We start from the raw sequence: 25,178 nt of genomic DNA, 5'->3' as shown, positions 1-25,178 counted from the left end.
CGTCAGTCCGCCCTGCGCCCAAGAAACATGTGGGTTGCCATAGCCACGCTCAGCACGGGCGCAAGCAGGTTCAGGACAGGCAACAGGAACATCAGAGCCGAAACGAGACCGATCTGCGATCGCTGACCGGCGCTGAGAGGCGGCAGGTCGGGATGACGTCCCTCGACCTGCTCGGCGAGATCACGGCCGAGCAGCCAGGCATTCATCGCGAAGAACAGCAGCGGCGCGCCAATGCCGGTGGCGAGCAGGAGGAGATAGAGGGGCAGCATGAGGAGATTCCAGCCGATGGCGCGTACCACGGAGCGGATGGCCCCGCCCGCGCCCTGCGTCACCGGCACGATCCGGGCGGCGGCATGTCGGCCGGGGTAGCTCGCCCGTTCCACGGCTGCCACGATCCGGTCGGCATGGAGGCCGACGACCGCGACGGCCACGGCGCGGAACAGCAGCCAGGCACAAAGCGCCGCGATCAGCCCCGCCAGCGCCGCGCCGGCGAAACCGTCCGCCGCGAGCCAGCCCGTTCGCATGAAAAGGGTCCGCAAGCCCCACCAGACCGCACTCCCAGCCCGGCAAACAGCAGGAGCGTGAGTGCCAGACTGCGCCAGAGCACGGCCCGGATGTCCGGCAGGGCGATCTGCGGAAGAGCCCGGAACAGGGCGGTGAGGATCATGGCGCACGCTCGCGCGGGAGCAGGCGCGCGTCAAGATGCGGATCGCACCTTCCCCGTTTCCTGTCGGCAGGTCAGGCACGGCAGGGAGGCCCGGACAGGCTCCGAGCCCCCCTTTGGTTTACTTCGGCTCGGCGATGGCGCGCCCCTCGCGCCGGGGATCGTAGCCGCCATCGAACCGGTCACCCTCGCGGATCATCACGGCATGGACGCCCGAATCCTCGCCTTGCCCCGGCCGCAGATCGATGCCGCGGGCCTTGAGACCCTCGATCACATCGGGAGGAAATTTGTCGACTTCTCCCTGGAAGGCGGCCCCGCGCGCGACGAGATTGGGCAATGCCAGCGCGTCCTGAACAGGCAGCTGCCAGTCGATGGCCGCGACCAGCGATTTGCCCACATAGGCGAGGATGGCGTTGCCCCCCGCCGATCCGAAAGCGCCGGCGAACCGGCCTGCCTCGTCGATGAGCACGAGCGGGATCATGGACGAGCGGGGGCGCTTGCCCGGCGCCACGGCATTGGCGACCGGCCGCCCCTCGGCATCGCGCGGCACGAAGGAAAAGTCGGTCATCTGGTTGTTGAGGAAGAAGCCATCGACCATCCGGCCCGTGCCGAAGATCGATTCGACCGTGGTCGTCATGGAAACGACATTGCCCTGCGCATCGCCCACGATGAAATGCGAGGTGCCGCCCGGCTCGACCGTGGCGTCCACCCCGGCGAGCGCGGCGCCGGGCGGGATGCCCGCGGCTGGCGGTGCACCCGCCGTCGTGCCGATCAGCCGTGCCCGCTGCGCGACATAGGCCGGGTCGATCAGGCCCTTGACGGGCACCTGTGCGAAGGCAGGGTCGCCCACATAGCGATCACGGTCGGCATACATGATGCGGCTGGCCTGCGCGAAGAGGAACCATGCCTGCGGATCGTCCGGCCCGCGCTTGTCGATATCCGTGCGCTCGAGCAGCGCCAGCAATTCGAGGAAACCCACGCCGCTGGAGGGCGGCGGGGGCACGCAGACCAGATAGACACGATAGGGGTTGCACAGCGCCTCGCGCTTCACCGGCCGATAGGCAGCAAGGTCCGCCGCCGTCATCGTGCCCGGCAAGGTCCCTGACGTGGTCTTGTCCACGATGCGCCGTGCGGTCTCTCCGGTATAGAGCGCGTCCGGCCCCTGCGCCGCGAGCCGCAACAGGAAATCGGCATAAGGCGCGTTGACCAGCCGGTCGCCCGGCTTCTTCATCGTGCCGTCGGCATTCGAGAAATAGGCACGGGCATCCGCCACGCCGAGCTGCGGGAAACGCCCGCCCAGGAAACGTCCGAGCCGGGGTGTGATGACGAAGCCTTCGCGCGCCGTCCGCTCCGCATCGTCGAACAGCGATGCCCAGGGCAGCTTGCCATGTTCGCCATGCACCATGGCGAGCATCCTCACCGCGCCGGGCACGCCGGTCGCCCGGCCGCTGATCACGGCGTCGCCAAAGGGCAGCGGCTTGCCCGCGGCATCCAGGAACATCGTCTCGCTGGCGCCGGCAGGGGCTGTCTCCCGGCCGTCATAGACCGTGACGGTGCCGCGCGCGCCATCGAACCATGTCATGAACGCGCCGCCGCCAAGGCCCGAGCTTTGCGGCTCGACCAGCGAGAGCATGGCCTGCACCGCGATCGCGGCATCCGCGGCGCTGCCGCCCCGGCGCAGCACCGCCAGTCCCGCTTCCACGGCCAGCGGATTGGATGCGATGGCGAAGTGGCGCGGCTGCGCGCTGGCAGACGGCGGCTGAGCGGAGGCGCTTTGCGGCGCAGTGCCCGTGCCCGCGCCGCATGCGCCGAGCGCGAGAGCGGCAAGGAAGCTGACGAGCGGTCGGAGAAAACTCATGCGGCGATGTTCCCTTCAGGCCGTGCAAGACATGCATATCCCCGCACAGTGGGAGAGCGATGCCGACAAGGCAAGGGCCGCATGCCCAGTCTCGCACCGCATGGACTGCCATGCTTGGCTCTGGCCCTTACGGAACGGCCAGCCTATACGGCGCGTTCATGCCGCGTCAGACGGCGATATCGTATCGAGGGAGAGGCCTGCTTGCGCGCTTTCGAACATTTCCCGAGCCTCACCGCCATGTTCTTCGCGCGGGCGGCCGAGGGCGGTGATCGCCCTTTCCTCTGGGCAAAGAGCGAGGATGACTGGCAATCGACGAGCTGGTCCCAGGCATCACGACAGGTCGCATCGATGGCGAAGGCGCTGCAATCGCTCGGCATCGAACCGGGCGACCGGGTGATGCTGGTGAGCGAGAACCGGCCCGAATTCTGCATCGCCGATCTCGCGATCATGGCCGCCGGCGCCATCACCGTGCCCACCTACACCACCAATACCATCCGCGATCATGAGCATATCATCGCCAATAGCGGGGCACGCGCGGTCATCTTCTCGACCGCCAAGATCGCGAAGACTCTCATGCCCGCCGTGATGCGCTCGCCGATCGAGTTCGCGATCGCCATCGAGCCGGTGAAATCGATGCAGAGCAGCGCCGTTGCCATCCATGACTGGGATGCGCTGCTGGCGCTCCACCCCGCCGACCCGTGGGCCTGCGCAGACGCGCTTACCGCCACGCGCGAGGACACCGCCTGCATCATCTACACCAGCGGAACCGGCGGCGCGCCGCGCGGCGTCGTCCAGCATCACGGCGCGATCCTCTGCAATGTCGAGGGCTGCGTGGACATCATCGCGGGCGATTTCGGCTGGGACGAGGAGGTTTTCCTCTCCTTCCTGCCGATCAGCCATGCCTATGAGCATTCCGGAGGCCAGTTCCTGCCCATCGGCCTTGGCGGGCAGATCTATTATGCCGAGAGCCTCGAGAAGCTCGGCGCGAACATCGCCGAGGTGCGCCCGACGATCATGGTCGTCGTCCCCCGCCTGTTCGAGCTGCTGCGCATGCGCGTATCCCGGGCGGTGGAGAAGCAGGGGCGGCTGCCGGCGCTGCTGCTGGAGCAGGCCCAGCGCCTTGGGGGCAAGCGGAGCGCGCATGGCGGCCGGCTTCCGCTGCTCGACCGGCCGCTCCAGGCCGTGCTCAATCGCACGATCATTCCCAAGGTCCGCAGCCGGTTCGGAGGGCGGATGAAGGCACTTGTCTCGGGCGGCGCACCGCTCAATCCCGATGTCGGCGCCTTCTTCGACGCGCTGGGGCTGACGCTGCTGCAAGGCTATGGCCAGACCGAGGCGGGACCAGTGGTCAGCTGCAATCGCCCCTCGCGCGGCCTGCGCATGGATAGCGTGGGACCACCGCTCAAGGATGTCGAAGTGCGAATCGCGGACGATGGCGAAATCCTCGTGCGCGGCGAACTGGTGATGAAAGGCTACTGGAACAACCCGGCCGAGACCGCGCGCGCCATTCGCGACGGCTGGCTGCACACCGGTGACATCGGCGAATTCGACGAGGGCGGCCGGCTGCGCATCACGGATCGCAAGAAGGACCTCATCGTCAATGACAAGGGCGACAATGTCGCGCCGGCAAAGCTGGAAGGCATGCTCACGCTCCAGCCGGAGATCGGCCAGGTCATGGTCCATGGCGACCGGCGCCCGCATATCGTGGCGCTGATCGTGCCCGATCCGGAGTGGACAACAGAATGGGCAACGACGCGGCACAAATCCCCGGAGCTGATCGCCTTGCGCGAGGACCCGGCCTTTCTTGCCGCCATTCGCGCGGCGGTCGATCGGGTGAACGCGGACCTTTCCATCATCGAGAAGATCCGGCGTTTCGCCCTGGCCGACGAGCCCTTCACCATCGAGAACGAGATGCTGACGCCCAAGCAATCAATCCGCCGGCATATCATCCGGGCGAAGTACCAGTCGCAGCTGGATGCCCTGTACGGCGGCAAGGCGCAGGATTGAGCACGCCGGGTCTTTCTTGACCATGCTCCACGTCAATCACAAAAAAGGGCCGTCATCGCCCTGGCTCGACAGGCGATTCTTTCGGCGCCTCGGGCTCCGCGCCCAGCTGTGCAAGATAGTCCGCCGCCTGCTTGCCGATCGCGCTGTCCGGTCGCGCCAGCTCCCGTGCGCGTGAGAAGGCGGCACGGGCTGCATCGTCCCGCTCGCCGGAAAGCGCCAGAATGATGCCCTGCTCCAGAGCCACGGCTGCATCATTGCCTGCGCGCTTCGCGGCTTCCCCGATATGGAGGCGCGCCAGCGGCAGGTCGTCCATGCGCCGCGCCAGCGTGGCGGACAGCAGCCATGCGAGCGGGTCGGACGCCGCGAGCACCACGGCCTCATCAAGGTCGGCGCGCGCGCCGGGAAGGTCGCCGGCTGCAACGCGCGCCCGCGCGCGATCGAGATGGATTTCACCAGTGGAAAGGGTGCGGGGCAGCGGATTCGCCAATGCCGTATCGAGATCACGGATCGCCCGCGGAACATCGCCCGCCACCAGAGCCGCATTGCCGGCCTGCGACCAGAGCCGCGCGCGCGTCTCGACATCGAGTCCGCTCGTCCCGGCGCCGCGCGCGAAAGCATCGGCCGCTTCCGTCCAGCGCCCGGCCTGCCCCAATGCATAACCCTCGCAATGCGCCGCATAGGCACCGCCGCCCGCCTTTGCCCACGCGGCAGCGTCGGCGAGCCCTGTGTCGGGATCACCATCGGCTTTCGCAAGGCATGCCGCCAGCCGCTCGGCAATCTGCGGCGGGAGGACCCGGTCCAGCCCCGCCTTGTCACCGGTTTCCGCATCCGCGCCGTTTCGCGGCGCGGGCTGTTCCAGCGCTTCGCTGCGCCTGCGCTCGTCACGTCGCCGCAGCAGCGCCTCGATCTCGGGATCGTGCTGCGCGGGCTGGGCGAGCTGGGCAAGGGCGAGCGCGATGGGCAGGAACATGCGGGGATCAGAGCTCCGTCAGGGCCGCCACCGTCCCGCAGAGCAGGGCGATATCCTGCGGGCGGGAGAGGCGATGGTCGCCGTCCTTGACGAGAATCGTCTGCACGTCCGCTGAACGGAGGCGTTCAGCGATCCGCAGCGCCGTCTGCCATGGCACGTCGGGATCGGCTTGCCCCTGGATCAGCCGCACCGGGCAATCGATAGCGATCTCGCTCTCCAGCAGCCGCAGCGCCTGCCCGGACTCCCAGAAGGCGCGCGTGGTCACATAAGGCTGGTCGCCATAAGGCGTGGGCTCCACCAGTCGCCCCTCGCGCCGGATCACTTCCTTCTGCGCGGCGTCGAAGCCCCAGTCGGTGAAGTCCGGCGCGGCGGCGATGCCGGCCAGCCCGACCACGCGCCGGCCGAGCGCCTGTGCAAGCAACAGCGCAAGCCATCCCCCCATGGAGGACCCCACCAGCACCAGCGGCCCGTCCGGCGCGACATAGTCGATCACGGCATGCGCATCGTCACGCCAGCTCGCCAGCGTCCCATCCTCAAAGGTGCCGTCGCTTTCGCCACAGCCGGCATAGTCCAGCCGCAGCATCGCCTGCCCCCGCGCCGCAGCCCAGCTGTCCAGCGCGGCAGCCTTGCCGCCCAGCATGTCGGACATGTAGCCGGGGAGGAACACGGTCGTCGGTCCGGCTCCGGTCCGGTGCCGGTAGGCCAGCCGGGGAGTGTCCGGACGGGAGAGGAAGCTCGGCGGCTCCAGGGGCATATCGCTCATTATGTCGTCCTAGACTGCTTTGCTGAGAGATTGAACCGGCGAGACCGTGTCTCCGGTCCGACCATCTGTTCAGTTCATCGGAATCGGTTGGACGGGCCTAAATCGCGACAATAAGCGGGAACGATCCGGCACCCGAGCCGGACTCGAACACGCGTTCGGCCGAAAACCATCCGAAGGTGGGCTTGCGCAAGCGGAGCAAAAGCGATGGATGGAAACAGCAGGCCGGAGGCGGCGGGATACGCATGCTCGGCTTCCACGACATCTGAAGGAACCGGGGAGACCACAAGTCGATCCTCCCAGTCGATGAGCGAACGGATCGACCGCTTCGATTGGGCAACGACGCCTCTCGGCCCCCAGGCCGACTGGCCTTCCGAGCTCAAGATCATCACGCGCCAGATCCTGGATTCGCATTTTCCCAAGGCGGTGATTTGGGGCCCTCAGCTCACGACGATCCATAATGACGCTTTCCTGCCCATTCTTCGTGGCAAGGCGGATGCGCTGGGCCGCTCCTTTGCTGACGTCTGGTCGGAGGTCTGGCCCGACATCGAACCGATCGTGAAGCGCGCCTTCGCCGGGACGCCGACCTATATCGAGGATTTTCCACTCGTCATCCATCGCTCCGGTGGCCCCGAGCAGGCGTGGTTCACATTCTGCTACAGCCCGCTGCGCCTCGCGGACGGAACGATTGCGGGCATGCTCGATACCGTGATCGAGACCAGCGATACGGTGCGCGCGCAGGCGGATCTGGCCGCGGTGAACCAGGAGCTGGCGCATCGCCTCAAGAACACGCTGGCGGTCGTGCAGGGAATTGCATTCCAGACGCTGCGCCACGCGACGCCTGCCGCTGCGCTCGATGCCTTCGGCGAGCGGCTCACGGCGCTGGGCCATGCACATGACATCCTGCTGCGGCAGGGCTGGTCTGCGGTCTCGCTGCGCCGCGTCATCAGCGATTCGCTGGCCCCGCATGACGGGCTGGGGCAGATCGATCTGGATGGGCCGGACTGCCCGATCGGCTCCCATGCAACGCTCGCCTTGTCGCTCATGCTCAACGAGCTAGCGACCAACGCCGTCAAATATGGCGCGCTCTCCTGTCCGGAGGGACGCATCCGCCTGCTCTGGACCATCGAGGATGGCATGTTCCGCCTCGCGTGGGAGGAAAGCGGCGGGCCGGAAATTGCCGGGCCCGGACAGTCGGGCTTCGGCTCCCGGTTGATCGACAGGGGGCTCGGCAGTCGCAGCGACGTGGTCCGGCGCTACGCGCCGACCGGTTTCTCGCTCGAGATGCGCGCACCGCTGGACGAGATCACCGCCTGACCCTTGCCTAGAAGTCGAACGGCGGCGGGGCGACATCCTTGTCATGGGCGCAGGCATCGACAAGGGCTTTCCATTCGACGGCACTGAGCGCCGGCTTATAGTGTCCGCCCTTCACGGCCGAATCTTCAAACGCGGCCTTGCGCTCGGCGGACACGGGGTGAGAGGCCATCCAGCTCATCGCTCGCTCGATGCTTTCGCCGCCGGAGCGCTTCTCCATCCGTTCGAAGAAAGCGGCGGTCGGTAGCGGCGAGATACCGGCCGCACGCAGGGCCTCGATGGAATAGCGGTCCGCCTCCCGCTCGGCATCGCGGCCATAGCTGAGCGCGAGCAGCCCGTTGATGGTGCCGCCCACCTGGCCATTGAAGCCGCCCAGCAGGACGCTGAGGCCGAGCTGGCGCACCAGCGCCGTCATCGTGTCGCGATTGCGCACATGGCCGATTTCATGCGCGAGCACCCCGGCCAGTTCGTCGGGCGACTTGGCCTCCTCGATGAGATCCCTGAAAATGATGATATGTCCGCCCGGCAGCGCCACGGCATTGACCATCTTGATATTGGCGATGGCGATGCGGCGGATCGGCACGGCGTCGCCCAGTTCGCGCCGCAGTTTCTCGAGCGCAGCGCGGCTCTCGGGCGTTTCGCACAGCCTGCCGCCGAAATCGCCGATCATCGTGTCGCCGAGCCGGTCTTCCCAGCTTCGCGGGATCAGCGGCGCGACCCAGGCGGGCGCGCGCAGGACGACGAAGAGGAGGATCGCAGCCATCAGGGCGAAGAGGGCGATGGCCGGCCACAGGCCGATGCGGTCGATCCAGCGGCCATAGCGAGCCGGCAGCGGCAGATGCACGGCAAAATCATGCGGCGGCGGGCCGTCGAAAACCAGCCGCCAGCCCCCTTCCCCGCGCAGGCCATAGACCGAGCGGCCGCCCGCATTGCCCTGTGGCACCAGATTGCTCCACCGATGCGGCCCGCTCTTGCCCCCTGGCCAGACGAGCGAGAAGCCCTCCGCATGCCAGTCGATTCTGGGATGGTGGCGCGTCGCGTCCCGCCCGTCATAATGCCAGATGCGCTCGTCGGGACCGGCGCTCGTCATGATGCGCGCGCCCTGCGCTCGCCGGGCGCCGCCTGCGATGCATTGCCGGAACGGGATGATCCCATGTCCATCCCCTTGTCAGATCGCCCCGATATCGAAGGCATCGGCGAGGCCTTCGCCCTGCCTCGGTGCCGCCGTGGTGGACTGGGTGAGCTCGGAAAGGCTGATCTCACCGGTGGCGTAGAGATGTGTGATGAAGAACTTCCAGTGACGATAGGACAGGAAGATCGCCCCAATCCCGAGCGTCAGCACCACCAGCGCGATGTCACCCAGGATGAGCATGAGCCAGTCCCGCGAACGCGCCCGAAAATGAAAATGCAGTCCGGAGAGCGACATGCCCCCGACCGCGACGCGAAAGAACTTGGCGTAGAAGACGAGCGCGATGACGCCGAGCCCGGCGTAGATGAAGAAGAACAGAAATCCCACCATCGCCGCAGCCGCGGGATCGAGCGCCGTCTCTCCTTCCCGCATGCCGATGCCGGCGATCGTCAGCAGGACGAACAGGGCGAGAGGCAACAGGTAGAAGAGCAGGAAGCGCTTGAAGACGGCCCCCGGCCCCGCCTTGGCGCGGAATGGGAACGGGCCGAAGCTCATCGCGCTCCAGCGGTCGTTCCACAGGGACATCATGGCCCAGGGGATCAGCAGGTAGAGCGAGAAGGCGGCCACCACATAGCGCCAGACATAGGACCAGCCATAAGCCCAGCCGTTCTCGTCACTGCCGCCACGGATGCCGTGCCACCAGGTCCGACTCAGCCGGTAACGCAGCATGCGGAAACGCGCGACGCCGCTGAGGTAGAAGATCATGGCGAAGGCGAGAAAGGCGAGGCTGAAGGCCAGCGGCGCCTGCCCGTTGAAGATGAGCGCCTGCATGCCGAACTGGAGGAACAGCAGGGGGATGCCGAACAGCGCCAGCACCAGCAGGAAGCCGATGAACAGCTCCATGCCCGTGCCCGTCCATTCCAGCGGCTCGTCGATGAACCGGGTGCGACTCCACAGATAGCGCCGGGTGCGCGTGGTCGCCCAGAAGCGATAGACCCCCAGCGTGACGATGGTTAGCAGCAGATTGGTGAAGGCGATCGGCGCATAATCTCGCCAGTCGCCGGTGAATGCGAACGCGCCGGCGTCCGGTTCCTCCATGATATGTCCTTCCCCCTGCGCCCGCCCCCTCGACGCCGCATCCTCGAGTGGAAGAACACTGCCGGCCCGCGCACTGTCAAGCAGCGACAATTAAGCTTTGGACGCTATATCGGAGGAGTCGGGTGGGGGCCCGGCAGACGAGTCGACCGCAGGGGGCAGATCAGGCGGTATATGGTCCAGTTGGAAAAACTGGTCGCCAGAGGCTGGCGGCCAAGCAAGTTCGTCGAGCGGCGCGGCCGATGGCGCAGCGCCGTCAGGCATGTCGGCATCGCTTCGCGCCTGTCCGCGGACAAGGCGCTGGACAGCTATGTCACCGCGATCCGTGCATATGCCTGTGGTGCGCTTGCCGATCTGGGCTGCGGCAACGCGCCGCTGGCGGGCATCTACGCGCCGCACGTCACATCGATGCTCTGGGTCGATCGCCCGGACGGACCACACAGGCTCGTCGCACCCGATGTCGCGCAGGATCTGGAAGAGCCGCTGCGTATCGGCAGTGGTTCGCTCGACACCGTGCTGCTCACCGACGTGCTGGAGCATCTGCGCGAGCCTGACCGGCTGCTTGCCGAGGTGGCGCGCGTCCTGCGTCCCGGTGGGCGGGCGATCATCGGCGTGCCGTTTCTTTACTGGCTGCATGAGGAGCCGCACGATCATCATCGCTACACCATTCACAAGCTGCGCGACTTTGCGGCGCGTCATGGCTTCGCGGTGGTGGAGGGGCGCGCTTATGCCGGCGGGCTGGATGTCGTGCGCGATCTGCTCACCAAGATCGTCTACACGCGCCGCTTTCCGCTCCCGGCCTGGATCGTGCACTACATGACCGGCGCGCTCTTCGCCCCGCTGGCGCCGCTCAGCCGGCGCATGCGCGATGTCATGCCGATGGGCTATGTGCTGGTGCTCGAGAAAAACTGATGTCGCCGCTGGCGGCTCAACCTTTTCAATCGCGCAGGAAGATTTCCTCGATCCGCAGGCCGAACAGATCGGCGATGCGGAATGCCAGCGGCAGGGAAGGATCATATTTCCCCGTCTCGATGGCATTCACGCTTTGTCGGCTGATCGCCAGCCGGTCGGCCAGATCGCCCTGCGTCCAGTCCCGCTCGGCGCGCAGGACTTTCAGGCGATTTCTCACGCGCAGCCTCCGTCGCCCAGCGTCAGGCGATTGACGATCTGGCCGATAGCAAGGCCGGCGCACCAGAGCGGGAAGACGAAGAAGACCGGCAGGCGCGGCACGTCGGCATAGAGTTCCACCATGCCCCAGACGCTGGTGCCCGCCAGAGTCACGCCGGTCGCCACGAGGAACTTGCGCACTTCGAGCAGGCGCAGATACTCGTCGTCCAGCTCGATGAGCAGCCGCGCCATGGCCCAGATCCAGCCGAAGACGGCAAGGCCGGGCACCAGCGCGATCAAGATGGTGACGGCATCGGCGGGCGCGTCATCCGGAATGAGCCGCGTGGCGAGTGCGACACTCGCGACATAAGCGAGGCTGATCGGCACCATGCGCCGCAGATAGCGCCGGTAGGCGATGTTCGTGGATGCGCCTGCCATGGCTCAGGCCCTTTCGCGGGCGGCACGGCTGCACCGCCCGCCGCGTAATGTGAGCACGGCGACAATCGGCAGGACGATCATGAGCACTCGCATCGCTCGCTCGGACACGACGCCGAGCCGTGCACCGACAGCCAGGAGTATCAGCGCGGCCGCCCAGCAAAGCGCCTTGGACAGAATGGTCATAGTCAAGCTCCATTGAATCGATGTAAAGGATAGTTGACTATTCGATGCCTGATGTCAAGCACCCTTGTCAGGTTGCGCCCCTCGGGGACCCGACCGGCGCGCATCCGGCGTGGTCGCTGTCCACGCAGGGAGCCGGAGGCGTGACAAACCGGCGTGCTCCCCTTATGTTGTGGACCATGCCGAGACCGTTCGCGCTCATCAGGTCGACGACGATCACCCGGACCACTACCGGGGGCCTCGGCACGCGCGTCATGCTTCGCCGCTGACGCACGTCGCCAGAGGCCCATCCGACGGGGGAATGGGCAAGCGGACGGCGTCCTCCCTTTCCTGCCTCTTTTCAATACGGCCGCGCTTCCCTAAGCGCATCGCCGCAGACAGGAACAAAACCGATGACGGAACTAGTGAAGATCACGCTCCCTGATGGCTCGCAGCGCGAGGTGGCGCGGGGCACGACGCCGGCGGAGATCGCGGCGGCCATCGGTCCGGGGCTCGCAAAGGCGGCGCTGGCGGCCCGGGTTGACGGCGAACTGGTCGACATCACGCGCCCCCTGGAGGCGGACGCCAATCTCGCGCTGGTCACCGCGAAGGACGAGAAGGATGCGCTGGAGCTGGCGCGCCACGATTATGCGCATATCCTTGCCGAGGCCGTTCAGGCGCTGTTCCCCGGCACGCAGATCACTTTCGGTCCGGCGACGGACGACGGCTTCTATTACGATGTCGCGCCGCCCGCCGATCATGGGCCGTTCACGGAGGACGACCTGCCCGCCATCGAAGCGAAGATGCGCGAGATCATCCTGGCCGACAAGCCGCTGCGCCGCGAGGTCTGGAGCCGCGAGGCGCTGATCGAGCGCTGGACCGCGCAGGGCGAATCCTTCAAGGCCGAATGGGCGGCCGAGTTGCCGGGCGATGAGGATCTGACCGTCTACTGGTCCGGCGGCGAGTGGCTCGACATGTGCCGAGGGCCGCATCTCGCTTCCACGGGCAAGGTCGATCCCAATGCTTTCAAGCTGACGCGCGTCTCCGGCGCTTACTGGCGCGGCGACCAGCGCAATGCCATGCTCTCGCGCATCTATGGCACGGGCTGGCTGAACAAGAAGCAGCTCGACGCGCATCTCCATCGGCTGGAGGAAGCGGCGAAGCGCGACCATCGCAAGATCGGGCAGGAGATGGACCTGTTCCATCTCCAGCAGGAAGCGCATGGCAGTGTCTTCTGGCACCCCAAGGGCTATCTGATCTGGAGGCAGCTTGAGGCCTATATGCGCCGTCGGCTGGACGCGGCGGGCTATCAGGAAGTGAAGACGCCGCAGATCATGGATGCGCGCCAGTGGGAGCAGAGCGGCCACTGGGGCAAGTATCGCGAAAACATGTTCGTCATCCCCGACGAGACGCCGAATACCGAGGATGAAGGCCCCGTCGTCTCGCAGGACGCGGAATGGATGGCGCTCAAGCCCATGAATTGCCCGGCGCATGTGCTGATCTTCCGGCAGGGCATCAAATCCTATCGCGACCTGCCGCTGCGCCTGGCCGAGTTCGGCTGCTGCCACCGCAACGAACCGCACGGCGCCCTGCATGGCCTGATGCGGGTGCGCCAGTTCACGCAGGACGACGCGCATATCTTCTGCCGCGAGGATCAGCTCGTGAGCGAGGTGGCCGCCTTCTGCGACCTCCTCGACGTCGTCTACAAGGACCTCGGCTTCTCGGATTACGCCATCAAGCTCGCCCTGCGCCCGGAGAAGCGCTTCGGTTCGGACGAGATGTGGGACTGGTCCGAGCAGAGCCTGCGCGACGCCGTCGCCGCCACCGGGCGCAACACGGCGGAATGGGGCTGGGAGGAAATGCCCGGCGAAGGCGCCTTCTACGCGCCCAAGCTCGAGTTCCACCTCACCGACGCGATCGGTCGCACATGGCAGGTCGGCACCATCCAGACGGACACGGTGCTGCCCGAGCGGCTCGACGCCAGCTATGTCGGCGAGGATGGCGAGCGCCATCGCCCGGTGATGCTCCACCGCGCGATCCTGGGCAGCTATGAACGCTTCATCGGCATTCTCATCGAGCACCATGCCGGCAAGTTCCCGATGTGGCTGGCCCCGGTGCAGGCAGTCGTCGCCACCATCGTCTCGGACGCGGACGACTATGCCAAGGACGTCGCGGCCAGGATGCAGGCGGCGGGCCTGCGCGTCGAGACGGACCTGCGCAACGAGAAGATCAATTACAAGGTGCGCGAGCACAGCCTTGCCAAGGTCCCCAACCTGCTGGTCGTGGGCCGGCGCGAGGCTGAGGAAGGCACCGTAGCGCTGCGCCGGCTGGGCTCGGACGAGCATCAGAAGGTCATGAAGGTGGACGATCTCATCGCCATGCTCGTCGCCGAAGCGACTCCGCCCGATCTGCGATAGGCGCCCGCGCGCCGGCGAACCTCGTCCGGCGCCGGACGGCATCGAAGGATCGCGGGCGATCGGCGCCACGCCGGCATGTCCGCCGGATGTCTCGCAATCGCTCGCCATCATTCCTATATGGGGAGATGGCGCGCGGCATCTTGGCAGCTCATTAACGCACTGTTGCTATCGCGCCGCACCGGCGTGCCTTGCGTAGCACGCCTCTTTCAGTTGCCATCGAAAATCGTTAAGTTAAGAGGCCTCGAACTGTCATTAAAGGAGAACTGGCTATACGTCCCCCAATGATGCGCCGCCCTATGGCGCCGCCCCCGCCGCTCAACGGCCCGCGCTACAATGAATTCATCAATGTGCCCAAGGTGCGCGTCATTGATGAGAATGGTGAAAATCTCGGCGTGATGTTCACGCGCGAGGCGATGGAGCAGGCAGCCGATGTCGGCCTCGACCTCGTCGAGGTCTCGCCCACTGCGGATCCGCCGGTCTGCAAGTTTCTCGACATCGGCAAGTACAAATATGAGGCCCAGAAAAAGGCCAATATCGCTCGCAAGACCCAGAAGACGCAGGAACTCAAAGAGATCAAGATGCGTCCGAACATCGACGATCATGATTATGATACGAAGATGAAGAAGGTCCACGACTTCATCGGCGAGGGCGACAAGGTCAAGATCACGCTGCGGTTTCGCGGCCGTGAGCTGGCGCACCAGCAACTCGGGATGGCGCTGCTTCAGCGCGTTGCCGAGAACGTGACCGAGATTGCCAAGGTCGAGGCCTATCCCCGCATGGAAGGCCGCCAGATGCTCATGGTGCTGGCGCCCAAATAAGGCGCCATTCGCCGCGCCGGCTGTCAGAAATCTGCGCAATCTCGATTCGGGACGGCGGTCCGTGCGGGACCGCTGGTCCGATTCGCGGCAATTTCCCGCTTGATCTGTCGGAAGGGTGCATGCGCGCCTTCCAGATTGATGATGTGGGAGATTGATATGTTTGTGAAAAACTTTGTCCTCGCGGCGATGGCAGGCACTGGCCTGATGGCGCTGCCCTCTGCCGCGGGCGCGGTGTCGGTTCTCGATTTCAGCGGGAATATCTGCGGCGTTGCTGGCAACGAAGCCTGCGGCAACGGCTCGGCCATTGGCCAGAATTACGGGGATATCGCCGGGCAGGTGGACGTGTCCTACCGCTCTTTCGACAGCAGCACCGGCGTCACTTACGAGAGCTTCCTCAAGCATTGGGCGGCCGGCTACGGCGATCTGCTGAACATCGTCTGGGGCGGCTCCGGGCCGACGACCCATGCCAGCGAGATCATCTTCACGGCAGCGGCCGGCTATGAAGTGTCGCTGATTTCCCTCGATTTTGGTTGCTATCAGAATCGCGGCAGCTGCCAGACGATCAATTATGACATCAGCTCGCTTGGCGGCACAGTGATCGCGGCCGGCTCGGCGCCGACGCTCTATCCCACCCATGGCACGCTCGCGGTCGACAGCGGCTGGTTCTCCGATGGCATCAGGCTCGTCTGGGGACCGGATGCTTATGACGTCGGCCTCGACAACATCCGCTTCGACGTGCGCGCGATCGAGGACGTGCCGCCCCCGGCAGCCGTGCCGGAGCCGGCGAGCTGGGCCATGATGATCGCGGGGATGGGCGTGGTCGGTAGCGCACTCCGTCGCCGTCGCGTCCGTCTCAGCTTCGTCTGAAGAAAAGCGCCCGCTCTCGGCTGGCGCAGCCATGCGAGAGAAGGCCAAGAAGGTGGCGGCCGGACAGGCCGCCGCCTTCCTTTTTGGACTCGCTGCATCCTGCGCTGCGGGCGGGAGTTGACCCTGGCGCCGGCAACGCTCACATGGCCCGCCATGACCCAAGCCACGCCCCTGCGCCTGTTCAACAGCCTGACGCGCGCGATGCAGCCGTTCGAGCCCGTCCATCCCGGCGAGGCGCGCGTCTACAGCTGCGGGCCGACCGTCTATAACTACCAGCATATCGGCAACATGCGGGCTTATGTCTTCGCGGATACGCTGGGCCGTACGCTGCGGTTCAAGGGCTATCGCCTGCGTCATGTCATCAACATCACCGATGTCGGCCATCTCACGTCAGATGCCGATGCGGGCGACGACAAGATGGAGAAGGCCGCCGCGAGCCAGGGCAAATCGGCCTGGGATATCGCCGCCTTCTACACCGCCGAGTTCAAGCGCGACCTCCAATGGCTGAACGTGTCTGATCCCGCGCAATGGACGGTGGCGACCGATTATGTGCCGCAGATGATCGAGGCGGCGAAAGCCATCGCCGATACGCATTGCTACGAGCTGCCCTCGGGCCTCTATTTCGACGTGTCGACCGTCGCCGACTATGGCCGGCTGGCGCGCGCGGCCACGGAAGAAGGCGAGGGCCGGATCGAGCAGGTGGAAGGCAAGCGCCATGGCGCGGATTTCGCCATCTGGCGCCGGACCCCGCCGGGCGAGACGCGCCAGATGGAATGGGATTCGCCCTGGGGCCGCGGCGCGCCGGGCTGGCATCTCGAATGCTCCGTGATGAGCCGGGCCGAGCTGGGCCTGCCATTCGACATCCACACCGGCGGCATCGATCACCGCGAAATTCATCATCCCAACGAGATCGCGCAGAATCAGGCGATCCAGGGCTTCGATGCTCATCACGGCCATCTCGATTGCGCGCAGAACAGCGGTGCCCGCATCTGGATGCACAATAATTTCCTGATCGATCGCGGCGGCAAGATGAGCAAGTCCTCGGGCGAGTTCCTGCGGCTGCAGTTGCTCGTCGACCGGGGCTATCACCCGCTCGCTTACCGGCTGCTGTGCCTGCAGGCGCATTACCGATCGGAACTGGAATTCAGCTGGGACAATCTCGCGGCGGCCCTCACGCGCCTGAAGCGTATGCTGATGGCGGTCGGACCGCTCCGGGGCGTGGAGGCGGCGGACGCCGTGACGCATCCCCGCCTGGCGCCCCTGCTGGCGCGGTTCGACGAGGCGCTGAGCGATGATCTGAACACGCCGGCCGCGCTCATCGTCGTCGAGGAAGCGATTGCGATGAAGAAAGTGCCGGCCGAGGAAAAGCGCGCGCTGATCGAGCGGATGGACGCGGTGTTCGGGCTCGATCTTCTCACGCTCGACCGCACGGCGCTGCGGTTGCGCCCCACAGCCGCTACCATCGCGGAAGCCGACATCGATGCGGCTCTGGCGCAGCGGAAAGAGGCGCGCGCGGCGAAGGATTTCGCCACGTCCGACACGATCCGCGATTCGCTCATCGCGTCCGGAGTCGAGGTGATGGATGGCGATCCGCTGGGATGGGAGTGGAAGCTGGAGCATGGCACATAAGCCGCTGATCGTCTTTCCCGAGCGCTATCGCGCCCAGCTTTCGGCCATGCTGCCGGAGGGCGTGGAGGTCAGGGGTTTCTCGACGCTCGAGGAATGCCTCGCGCTTGCGCCGGAAGCCGAGATCGGCTGGTTCGACGACTGGGCATCGGGCGCTTATGTGAAGGGCCCTCGCGCCGCGACGTCTGCCCGGTGGATCAACACCGTCACCGTCGGACTCGATGCTTTTCCAGTGAAGGAAATCCGCGAGCGCGGGCAGATCTTCACCAATGGCAATGGCCTCATGCCCGATGTCATTGCCGATTATGCCGTGCTCGGCGTGCTCACCCTCGCCAAGCGGCTGGACGAGGTGGTCCGCGCCCATGATCGCAAGGCTTGGATCCGCAGCGGGCCGCCCGGTTCGTTCGAGCTGCTGGGCGCGAAGGCACTCATCATCGGCTATGGCGCGATCGGCCGCGAGATCGGCACGCGGCTGCGGGCCTTCGGCGTCGACGTGACCGGTGTACGGCGGTCCGCGGACTCCGGCGATCCGACCGTGATCGGGCCGGACGACTGGCGCGCCCGCCTCGGCGAATTCGACATCGTGATCCTTGCAGCCCCCAGCACGGACGAGACACGCGCGATGATCGGCGCGGCGGAGCTGGCCACCATGAAGGCCGATGCCCGGCTCATCAACATCGCCCGGGGCGAACTTGTCGATCAGCCCGCGCTGATCGACGCCTTGCGGTCCGGCGGGATCGGCAGCGCCTTCCTCGACGTGACCACGCCGGAGCCGCTGCCGCCGGAAGACCCGCTATGGGATGCGCCGAACCTGCTTGTCACCATGCACCTGTCCGGCCAGAGCCAGACCAGCGCTTTCCGCCGGGGTGCCCAGCGTTTCCTGAAGAATCTGCGCCATTATCTCGCCGGCGAGCCGCTTGAGCATGTGGTTGACCTGAGCCGGGGATACTGAGGGCTGGCAGGGTACGCCCGGCGCCTCCGAGCCGCATCAATGCAGCGTTTCTTCTTCGCTGCCCAATTTTGCCAGTCGGGCCGCTTCGATGGCTTCCTTCATGTTCGCGCGATAGTGGGCATGGGGCGGGCGGACGCCATGGCTCAGAAGAGCGCGGCGGACGGCCGGGCGCGCCCCGGCGATGTAGAGCGCCGCGCCGCGTTGAGCCGCCTTGCGCGCAAAGGCCTCCATGGTCGCGGCGCCGGTCGAATCGAGCATCGGCACGTCTGCCATGTTGATGACATAGGCGCGCGGATTCTCGTCCAGCCGGTCCAGCATGGCGGAGACCGCGCCCGCCGCGCCGAAGAAGAAGGCACCCGAGATGCGGCAAAGGGCGATGTCCTGATCCGCGATCGGGGCGAGCTCGTAACCTGATCGGCCACCGGTCCGATCATCGTCCGCGCGGTCGGCCTCCACGAGGGGACTGCCGGTCTCCACTTCCACTGCCTGCGCCATGCGGTTGAGGAAGATCAGCGTACCGAGACTGAAGCCCACGAGAATGCCGAGGCTGAGATCCTCAAGCACCACCAGCAGGAAAGTGACCGCCAGCACCAGCGCATCCCCGCGCGAGGCGCGCACGAGCGTGGCGATATGATCGCGCTCGACCATGTTCCAGGCGACCGTCGCCAGCAGGCCGGCGAGGGCAGCAAGCGGAATATAGCTCGCGAGCGGCGCGGCGACGAGCATGAAGACGAGCAGGAACACGGCGTGCAGCATGCCCGACACCGGGCCACGCGCGCCTGCCCGGACATTGGTGGCCGTCCGCGCGATCGTGCCCGTCACGCACATCCCGCCGAACAGCGCACTGGCGCAATTGGCCGCGCCTTGCGCCACCAGCTCGCAATTGGACCGGTGCCGCCGCCCGCTCATGCTGTCCGCCACCACGGCGGAGAGCAGACTCTCGATCGCGCCCAGCAGCGTGAAGGACAGAGCCGTCGGCAGAAGCTCCACCACGCGACCCGGGGAAAGATCGGGCAATCCCGGCGCGGGCAGGCCGCGCGGAATTTCGCCGAACCGGGAGCCGATGGTTTCCACCGGCAGGTTCACGAGCGTGGCCAGCAGGGCGGTTGCGACCACGGCGATGAGATAGGCCGGCCAGTGCGGCCGCCATTTCCGGCAGGCGAGGATGATGGCGATGGCCGCCAGAGCAAGGCCGAGCGCCGCCGCGTTCACCGTGGGCAGGGCCACGCCCAGTGCCTGCAGCTTGGGCAGCAGTTCGCCGGGCTCCGGTCCCGCGAGTGTGAGGCCCATGAGGTCCTTGAGCTGGCTGGCCAGGATGATGATGCCGATCCCGGCGGTGAAGCCCACCGTCACGGGATAGGGTATGAACTTCACGAACGTGCCGAGCCGCAGCCACCCCGCCGCCATGAGCATGAGGCCGGACAGGAAGGTCGCGATCAGCAGGCCGTCCACGCCATGCCGCGCGACCGTGGCGGCGATGAGGACGATGAAGGCGCCCGCCGGCCCGCCGATCTGGAAACGGCTGCCCCCCAGCATCGAGACGATGAACCCGCCGATGATCGCGGTGTAGAGGCCGCGCTCGGGGCCGACACCGGACGCGATGGCAATGGCCATGGAGAGGGGCAGGGCGACGATGGCGACCGTCAGGCCCGCAACCGCGTCCGCCTTGAGGCCGCGCGCATCATAGCCTTCCCGGAGCACGGAGACGAGCTTGGGCGTGAAGAGTTCCGCAAAGCTCGGAGCGGCCACGCGTTGCTTCATGATCCGTTTTCTCCCCTCCGGGGCTTCAGCCGGACGCCGCGACCGCCATCCGGGCTCGGCGCGCCGTCACCGATGAGGTCCACCCCCGCGGCGCTGAGCGCATCCACCACCTTGACGAGGCTGTCGACATTGCCGCGCACATTGCCGTCGCTGGCTTCCATGCGCCGGATCGTCGGCAGCGAAACGCCGGAGAGCTGGGCGAGCTGGCGCTGATCCATGCCGAGCAAGGCACGAGCGGCGCGCATCTGGGCAGACGTCATCATGACGCTTCATGTATCAAAACAGATAATTGATATCCAGGATATCAGTTTGCAATTCTGGAGTGCGGTCTTGCAATTGACGCATGGCTCCGGGCGGCGGCTGGCCCTGCACGCTCGCCATGCTGCGGGTGCGCAGCAGCATCCTTGCTTCCGACACGCCGAAGGCGTAGGGGCTTGCCCCCGGTCCGGCGCGCCCCATCTTGGGCGCTCGGCACCGTGCACGGAGTTTTTTCGGCGATGACGGCGAACTGGAACCCCGCAAGCTGGCGGGATCATGAGGGGCTGCAAATGCCCGACTATCGCGACGCCGCGGCACTGGCCGCGGCCGAGGCTCAGCTTGGCAATTTCCCGCCGCTGGTCTTCGCCGGAGAGGCGCGTCATCTCACGGCGGATCTGGCGAAGGTCGCCAATGGCGAGGCGTTTCTGCTGCAGGGCGGCGATTGCGCGGAGAGCTTCGCCGAGTTTCACCCGAACAATATCCGCGATACGTTCCGCGTGCTGCTGCAGATGGCGGTGGTGCTCACTTTTGCCAGCAAGCTGCCGGTGGTGAAGGTCGGCCGCATGGCCGGGCAGTTCGCCAAGCCCCGTTCGTCCGCAACCGAGTCCGTGGGTGGCGTGGAGCTGCCCAGCTATCGCGGCGACAATGTGAACGACATCGCTTTCACGGCCGAGGGCCGCGAACCGGACCCGGCGCGCATGATTCGCGCCTACAACCAGTCGGCCGCGACGCTCAATCTGCTGCGCGCCTTCTCCACCGGCGGCTATGCCAGCCTCGACCGGGTGCATGGCTGGATGCTCGATTTCATGGGCCGCAGTCCCTGGGCGAAGAAGTTCCGGGAAATGGCGGATCGCATCGGCGAAACGCTGGATTTCATGAAGGCTTGCGGCCTGTCTCCCGAGACGGTGCCGCAGCTTGGCGGCACCAGCTTCTATACCAGCCATGAAGCCTTGCTCCTGCCCTATGAGCAGGCGCTGACCCGTCAGGATTCCCTCACGGGCGACTGGTACGATACCAGCGCGCACATGCTGTGGATCGGCGATCGCACGCGTTTCGAGGGCTCGGCGCATGTCGAGTATCTGCGCGGCATCGGCAATCCGATCGGCATGAAGGTCGGCCCCAGCCTGGAGCCGGACGTGCTGCTGCGCCTGCTCGACCTGCTCAATCCCGCGCGCGAAGCGGGCCGGATCACGCTCATCACGCGCTATGGCCATGACAAGATCGAGGCCGGCCTGCCCCCGCTCGTACGCGCGGTGATGCGGGAGGGGCATCCGGTGGTCTGGTCCTGCGATCCGATGCACGGCAATGTCATCAAGGCCGCGACCGGCTACAAGACGCGCCCCTTCGAGCGGATCCTCGCCGAAGTGCGCGGCTTCTTCGCCGTGCATCGCGCGGAAGGCAGCTTCGGCGGCGGCATCCATGCGGAGATGACGGGCCAGAATGTCACGGAGTGCACCGGTGGCGCCGTCGACGTGACGGAGCAGAGCCTTGCCGATCGCTACCATACGCATTGCGACCCCCGCCTCAACGCGGCGCAAAGCCTCGAACTGGCGTTCCTGCTGGCAGAGATGCTGAACGACGAACTGGCCGAGCGGCGCAAACAGGCCGCCTGAGGACAGATCCGGACGCCTGACGCGCGCTTCGCCTGCGATGACGCTCCGTCAGGCGGATCTTCTGAACCGACACAAGGCGCTCGGCCTTTGCGACAGGGCGCGCCATGTGCGCATGACGGCTGAAATTCGGCCAAACCACTTGCACCGGACGCATTCTCTGCCAAATAGGTTGGTATGCTTTCGCAACGCACTCGCTACTCGATCCGCGCGCTTCAGCATCTTGCGCGGCACTATGGCGAGGGGCCGATCCAACTTGCGGACATCGCCGCCGCGCAGAACATACCCGCCAAGTTTCTCACCGTCATTCTCTCCGAACTGAGCCGGGCCGGGCTGGTCGCGACGCGCCGGGGGCGTGACGGCGGCTACTGGCTCGCCCTCGCGCCGATCGATATCCGCTACGGCGACATCTTCCGCCTGACCGACGGGGCGCTCGCTCTTGTCCCCTGCGCCAGCCGCTATGCGCACCAGCCTTGCAAGAACTGCCTGCCGGAAGACGAATGCGAACTGCGGCGGATCATGCTCAAGGTCCGTGACGAGACGGCCGCAATCCTCGACAGGCTGACGCTGGCCGACAAGTTCGAGGATGTCAGCACTGACGCGCTCGCATGAAGCGCCTCGACATCATCGCGACCGGAGGATGCCAGTGCGGCGCGGTGCGCTACCGCGCCGGGCAATTGCTGGACAATTCCCATATCTGCCATTGCCGCATGTGCCAGAAGGCGGTGGGCAATGTCTTCGCCGCTCTGGTCGGCGCCCCCAATGACAGGCTCGTCTGGACGCGCGGCGCCCCTGCGGTCTTCGCCTCGTCCGATCTCGCGGAACGGGGCTTCTGCGCGCGCTGCGGCACGCCGCTTTTCTATCGCGGCAAGACCAGCGGGCGCACCGCCCTCACGCTCGGATCGCTCGACGATCCCGCGCTGGCCCCGCCCCGGACGCAAGTCGGCATGGAAGGGCGCCTCCCCTTCATCGATCATCTCGCCACGCTGCCGGACCACGGCGCGACCGAAGACGATATGGTGGAGGAAGCGCCGATCATCCGCGCCAGCAATCACCAGCATCCCGACCACGATACGGAGCAATGGCCGGCCCCATGACGATCACCCTGCATGGCATTCCCAACTGCGACACCGTGAAGAAGGCACGCGCATGGCTGGCCGGGAAAGGCATTGCCTACAGTTTTCGCGACTACAAGAAAGCGCCGCCTGAACCGGCGGAACTGCGGGGCTGGGTCGAGCAGGCGGGGTGGGAGGCCCTTCTCAACCGGGCCGGCACGACGTTCCGCAAGCTGCCCGACGAAGACAGGGAAGCCATTGACGAAGCGAAGGCCATTGCCCTGATGGTGGCGCACCCCTCCATCATCAAGCGGCCGGTGGTGACGGGGCTGGACCACCTGCTCGTCGGGTTCGCGCCGGCGCTCTGGGAACGCGAACTGGCATCCTGAGTATGACGCCGGGATGCGCGCGGCCTTCCCGCCGTCATGTCCGGGAAGATCGCTTCGCCGGAAGCCGATTGCCTTTTGTGCGCGTTTGGGATGATGTCGCCGCAGGAGCCCATCCGGTTCCCGGCAGGAACGGATTGAAAGTGAGCCCATGGAGCCTCAGGCCCGCCCCGGAATGCGCGTAGAGGACGGCTTCTTCCTGGGCCTTGTCCTGCTCGTCACTGTTGCATTCGCCTTTCTCATCGAGCCCTTCTTCGTGGCGATTCTCTGGGGCGTGATCGCTGCGATCCTCTTCACGCCGGTCTATCACCGCCTGCTTGCGGCTTTCCCGCGCCGGCCGAACACCAGCGCGGCCATTACGCTTGTGTTGATCGTGGCCATGGTGATCGTCCCGGCGATCCTGCTCAGCATGGCGCTGATCCAGGAAGCGACCTTATTCTATGGGCGCATCCAATCTGGCGAGATCGACTTCGCGATGCTGTTCTCACGCCTGCGTGAAAACCTCCCCGGCTGGGCAGTGGGCGTGCTCGAACGGCTTGGCTTCGCCGACTTCGAAGCCGCCCGCGCGCGGCTCAATGCGGGCATCGCCGACATATTGCGCGTTCTTGCGGCGCAGGCGGTGGTGATCGGCCAGGGCGCCTTCAGCTTCCTCATCGCGCTCAGCGTGATGCTCTACCTCACCTTCTTCCTCCTGCGGGACGGTGACGATCTCTCGCGACGGCTGATGAACAGCACACCGCTGCGTCTCGCCCAGCGCGAAGCGCTGCTGAAGCAGTTCGTGCTGGTCATCCGCGCGACGATCAAGGGGAGCATCGTCGTCGCCATCCTTCAGGGGCTGATCGGCGGACTCGTCTTCTGGGTGCTCGGGGTGGAAGGCGCGCTTCTCTGGGGCGTCCTCATGGGGTTCTTTTCGCTGCTTCCGGCGATCGGCACCGGCCTCGTCTGGGTCCCGGTATCGATCTATCTTTTCGTGAGCGGCGCCATCGTCAAGTCGATCATCCTTGTCCTGTGCGGCCTGTTCGTGATCGGACTGGTCGACAATCTCCTGCGTCCGATTCTCGTCGGCAGGGATACGCGCCTTCCCGATTATGTCGTGCTCATTTCGACGCTGGGCGGCATCGAGTTGTTCGGCTTCAGCGGTGTCGTGATCGGTCCTGTCATCGCGGCCCTGTTCATCGCGACATGGACGATCGTGTCGGACATGCGCGCGCCTGAGCAAAGCGCTATGGTGCCGGGCGACGCCGCCGAGTCGTCAGCGGGGTCTCGACCAGTCGATACACTCTGAGCGCACGGAGGAAACAGGTTCATGGCAACCAGCGAATCGTCCATTCCCGGTGATCCTCCCCTGCGCACCGGCTGGGGCTGGATCGTGGCATATGGTGTCCTTGTGATCCTGATCGGCGTCCTGGCACTGACCAATCCGATCGCCACGGGCCTGGCAACGGGCATCATCCTCGCGCTCGTCCTGATCGTCTATGGCGTCGCCGCCATCGCGTCCGCCATTTCGTCGCTGTCCCGGCGCGGGCGGTGGATTGAACTCATTCTCGGCATGCTCGCGCTTCTTGCCGGCGCCAGCATCCTCTTCGCGCCTCTTCTGGGTGCGCTGTCGCTGGTCTGGGCGATCGGTTTCTGGCTGGTGGTGTCCGGCGTCATGCAACTGGTCACGGCCGCGCGCTTTCCGGTGGACCGCTGGTGGCGGCTGTTCCTCGGCTTGCTCGATCTGGTGCTGGGCGCAATCCTGCTCTTCTCGGGCCCCGTGCCGAGTCTGGCGTTCCTCGCCATCATTGTCGGAATCAGCTTCCTGTTCAGGGGCCTGTTTCTCGTCCTTCTGGGCCTTGGCCTGCGGAAGGTTTCGACGAGCACAGCCGCCTGAACCGACCGTCTTTTGCCATAAGGCGGTTGACGATCGAGCCAATGGCAGCTAATG

26 protein-coding genes are annotated in these 25,178 nt (G+C 66.1%); 14 read left to right on the top strand and 12 right to left on the bottom strand.

What is annotated here, in order from left to right; translation table 11 throughout:
* Window positions 1–2: 2 nt before the first annotated feature.
* A complete protein-coding gene (locus SLG_RS00760) occupies window positions 3–524 on the bottom strand; it encodes an EI24 domain-containing protein (protein ID WP_014074485.1) in 522 nt (173 codons plus the stop codon).
* Window positions 525–785: 261 nt separating this feature from the next.
* On the bottom strand, window positions 786–2,522 hold the full coding sequence (gene ggt, locus SLG_RS00755; protein WP_014074484.1) for a gamma-glutamyltransferase: 1,737 nt from the start codon (window positions 2,520–2,522) through the stop codon (window positions 786–788).
* Window positions 2,523–2,723: 201 nt separating this feature from the next.
* Between ggt and SLG_RS00750 the strand changes: the two genes are divergently transcribed.
* Window positions 2,724–4,529 (top strand): AMP-dependent synthetase/ligase, encoded by a 1,806-nt coding sequence (locus SLG_RS00750; protein WP_014074483.1) that lies wholly within the window; start codon window positions 2,724–2,726, stop codon window positions 4,527–4,529.
* A gap of 52 nt (window positions 4,530–4,581) precedes the next feature.
* Here SLG_RS00750 and SLG_RS00745 read toward each other — a convergent pair whose 3' ends face one another.
* Both SLG_RS00745 and SLG_RS00740 read right to left on the bottom strand, forming a co-directional pair.
* Window positions 4,582–5,499: a hypothetical protein gene (locus tag SLG_RS00745; RefSeq protein WP_014074482.1), complete on the bottom strand. Its 918-nt coding sequence runs from the start codon at window positions 5,497–5,499 to the stop codon at window positions 4,582–4,584.
* 7 nt (window positions 5,500–5,506) lie between these two features.
* Window positions 5,507–6,262 (bottom strand): alpha/beta hydrolase, encoded by a 756-nt coding sequence (locus SLG_RS00740; RefSeq protein ID WP_014074481.1) that lies wholly within the window; start codon window positions 6,260–6,262, stop codon window positions 5,507–5,509.
* 303 nt (window positions 6,263–6,565) lie between these two features.
* Here SLG_RS00740 and SLG_RS00735 point away from each other — a divergent pair, with 303 nt between their 5' ends.
* Entirely contained in the window at window positions 6,566–7,576 is a 1,011-nt protein-coding gene (locus tag SLG_RS00735) for a sensor histidine kinase (RefSeq protein ID WP_014074480.1), read from the top strand.
* A gap of 7 nt (window positions 7,577–7,583) precedes the next feature.
* On the opposite strand, the gene SLG_RS00730 is transcribed toward SLG_RS00735, so the two are convergent.
* Window positions 7,584–8,663, bottom strand: a complete 1,080-nt coding sequence (locus SLG_RS00730) for a M48 family metallopeptidase (RefSeq protein WP_014074479.1) — start codon at window positions 8,661–8,663, stop codon at window positions 7,584–7,586.
* A gap of 78 nt (window positions 8,664–8,741) precedes the next feature.
* Window positions 8,742–9,800, bottom strand: a complete 1,059-nt coding sequence (locus SLG_RS00725; protein WP_014074478.1) for a YjgN family protein — start codon at window positions 9,798–9,800, stop codon at window positions 8,742–8,744.
* 171 nt (window positions 9,801–9,971) lie between these two features.
* Here SLG_RS00725 and SLG_RS00720 point away from each other — a divergent pair, with 171 nt between their 5' ends.
* Window positions 9,972–10,709: a methyltransferase domain-containing protein gene (locus SLG_RS00720; RefSeq protein WP_041391661.1), complete on the top strand. Its 738-nt coding sequence runs from the start codon at window positions 9,972–9,974 to the stop codon at window positions 10,707–10,709.
* Between the two features lie 25 nt (window positions 10,710–10,734).
* Here the strand turns inward: SLG_RS00720 and SLG_RS00715 are convergent, their stop codons facing one another.
* From SLG_RS00715 to SLG_RS00705, 3 genes are read right to left on the bottom strand one after another with little or no spacing between them, the layout of a single operon-like run.
* Complete coding sequence (locus tag SLG_RS00715) at window positions 10,735–10,926, bottom strand: helix-turn-helix transcriptional regulator (RefSeq protein ID WP_014074476.1); 192 nt, start codon at window positions 10,924–10,926, stop codon at window positions 10,735–10,737.
* Complete coding sequence (locus SLG_RS00710) at window positions 10,923–11,342, bottom strand: hypothetical protein (RefSeq protein WP_014074475.1); 420 nt, start codon at window positions 11,340–11,342, stop codon at window positions 10,923–10,925. The genes SLG_RS00715 and SLG_RS00710 overlap by 4 nt, the downstream gene beginning before the upstream one ends.
* A gap of 3 nt (window positions 11,343–11,345) precedes the next feature.
* On the bottom strand, window positions 11,346–11,525 hold the full coding sequence (locus SLG_RS00705; RefSeq protein ID WP_014074474.1) for a hypothetical protein: 180 nt from the start codon (window positions 11,523–11,525) through the stop codon (window positions 11,346–11,348).
* Between the two features lie 389 nt (window positions 11,526–11,914).
* On the opposite strand from SLG_RS00705, the gene thrS reads away from it, so the two are divergent.
* The 5 genes from thrS to SLG_RS00675 all read left to right on the top strand — a co-directional run bounded on the left by thrS (window position 11,915) and on the right by SLG_RS00675 (window position 18,181).
* The gene (gene thrS, locus SLG_RS00695) at window positions 11,915–13,918 is read left to right on the top strand and encodes a threonine--tRNA ligase (protein WP_014074473.1); all 2,004 of its coding nucleotides are present in this window, start codon (window positions 11,915–11,917) and stop codon (window positions 13,916–13,918) included.
* Between the two features lie 281 nt (window positions 13,919–14,199).
* Entirely contained in the window at window positions 14,200–14,736 is a 537-nt protein-coding gene (gene infC / locus SLG_RS00690; RefSeq protein WP_014074472.1) for a translation initiation factor IF-3, read from the top strand.
* Between the two features lie 186 nt (window positions 14,737–14,922).
* A complete protein-coding gene (locus SLG_RS00685) occupies window positions 14,923–15,603 on the top strand; it encodes a PEPxxWA-CTERM sorting domain-containing protein (protein ID WP_041392287.1) in 681 nt (226 codons plus the stop codon).
* Between the two features lie 153 nt (window positions 15,604–15,756).
* Window positions 15,757–17,232, top strand: coding sequence for a cysteine--tRNA ligase (gene cysS / locus SLG_RS00680; RefSeq protein ID WP_014074470.1), 1,476 nt, complete (start codon window positions 15,757–15,759; stop codon window positions 17,230–17,232).
* Window positions 17,222–18,181 (top strand): D-2-hydroxyacid dehydrogenase, encoded by a 960-nt coding sequence (locus tag SLG_RS00675; RefSeq protein WP_014074469.1) that lies wholly within the window; start codon window positions 17,222–17,224, stop codon window positions 18,179–18,181. Before cysS ends, SLG_RS00675 begins: the two co-directional genes overlap by 11 nt.
* A 36-nt stretch (window positions 18,182–18,217) precedes the next feature.
* Here SLG_RS00675 and SLG_RS00670 read toward each other — a convergent pair whose 3' ends face one another.
* From SLG_RS00670 to SLG_RS22335, 3 genes are read right to left on the bottom strand one after another with little or no spacing between them, the layout of a single operon-like run.
* On the bottom strand, window positions 18,218–19,942 hold the full coding sequence (locus tag SLG_RS00670) for a SulP family inorganic anion transporter (protein ID WP_014074468.1): 1,725 nt from the start codon (window positions 19,940–19,942) through the stop codon (window positions 18,218–18,220).
* Complete coding sequence (locus SLG_RS00665) at window positions 19,939–20,205, bottom strand: helix-turn-helix domain-containing protein (RefSeq protein WP_014074467.1); 267 nt, start codon at window positions 20,203–20,205, stop codon at window positions 19,939–19,941. The genes SLG_RS00670 and SLG_RS00665 overlap by 4 nt, the downstream gene beginning before the upstream one ends.
* Before the next feature lie 13 nt (window positions 20,206–20,218).
* Window positions 20,219–20,344 carry a hypothetical protein gene (locus tag SLG_RS22335; RefSeq protein ID WP_269453889.1) on the bottom strand — a complete coding sequence of 42 codons (126 nt, stop codon included), beginning with the start codon at window positions 20,342–20,344 and terminating at the stop codon, window positions 20,219–20,221.
* A gap of 95 nt (window positions 20,345–20,439) precedes the next feature.
* On the opposite strand from SLG_RS22335, the gene SLG_RS00660 reads away from it, so the two are divergent.
* The 6 genes from SLG_RS00660 (at window position 20,440) to SLG_RS00635 (ending at window position 25,124) form a co-directional block, all read left to right on the top strand.
* Window positions 20,440–21,813 (top strand): class II 3-deoxy-7-phosphoheptulonate synthase, encoded by a 1,374-nt coding sequence (locus SLG_RS00660; RefSeq protein WP_014074465.1) that lies wholly within the window; start codon window positions 20,440–20,442, stop codon window positions 21,811–21,813.
* A gap of 174 nt (window positions 21,814–21,987) precedes the next feature.
* A complete protein-coding gene (locus SLG_RS00655; protein WP_014074464.1) occupies window positions 21,988–22,422 on the top strand; it encodes an RrF2 family transcriptional regulator in 435 nt (144 codons plus the stop codon).
* Window positions 22,419–22,907 carry a GFA family protein gene (locus tag SLG_RS00650; protein ID WP_014074463.1) on the top strand — a complete coding sequence of 163 codons (489 nt, stop codon included), beginning with the start codon at window positions 22,419–22,421 and terminating at the stop codon, window positions 22,905–22,907. Before SLG_RS00655 ends, SLG_RS00650 begins: the two co-directional genes overlap by 4 nt.
* Window positions 22,904–23,254: an arsenate reductase gene (locus SLG_RS00645; protein ID WP_014074462.1), complete on the top strand. Its 351-nt coding sequence runs from the start codon at window positions 22,904–22,906 to the stop codon at window positions 23,252–23,254. Before SLG_RS00650 ends, SLG_RS00645 begins: the two co-directional genes overlap by 4 nt.
* A gap of 148 nt (window positions 23,255–23,402) precedes the next feature.
* On the top strand, window positions 23,403–24,536 hold the full coding sequence (locus SLG_RS00640; RefSeq protein ID WP_014074461.1) for an AI-2E family transporter: 1,134 nt from the start codon (window positions 23,403–23,405) through the stop codon (window positions 24,534–24,536).
* A 21-nt stretch (window positions 24,537–24,557) separates the two neighbouring features.
* Window positions 24,558–25,124, top strand: a complete 567-nt coding sequence (locus tag SLG_RS00635) for an HdeD family acid-resistance protein (protein ID WP_014074460.1) — start codon at window positions 24,558–24,560, stop codon at window positions 25,122–25,124.
* The last annotated feature ends 54 nt before the right edge of the window (window positions 25,125–25,178 follow it).

This window comes from Sphingobium sp. SYK-6, assembly GCF_000283515.1.
Lineage (GTDB): Bacteria > Pseudomonadota > Alphaproteobacteria > Sphingomonadales > Sphingomonadaceae > Sphingobium > Sphingobium lignivorans.
The sequence above is the reverse complement of the archived record's forward strand: the minus strand, read 5'-3'. Positions and strand labels throughout refer to the sequence as shown.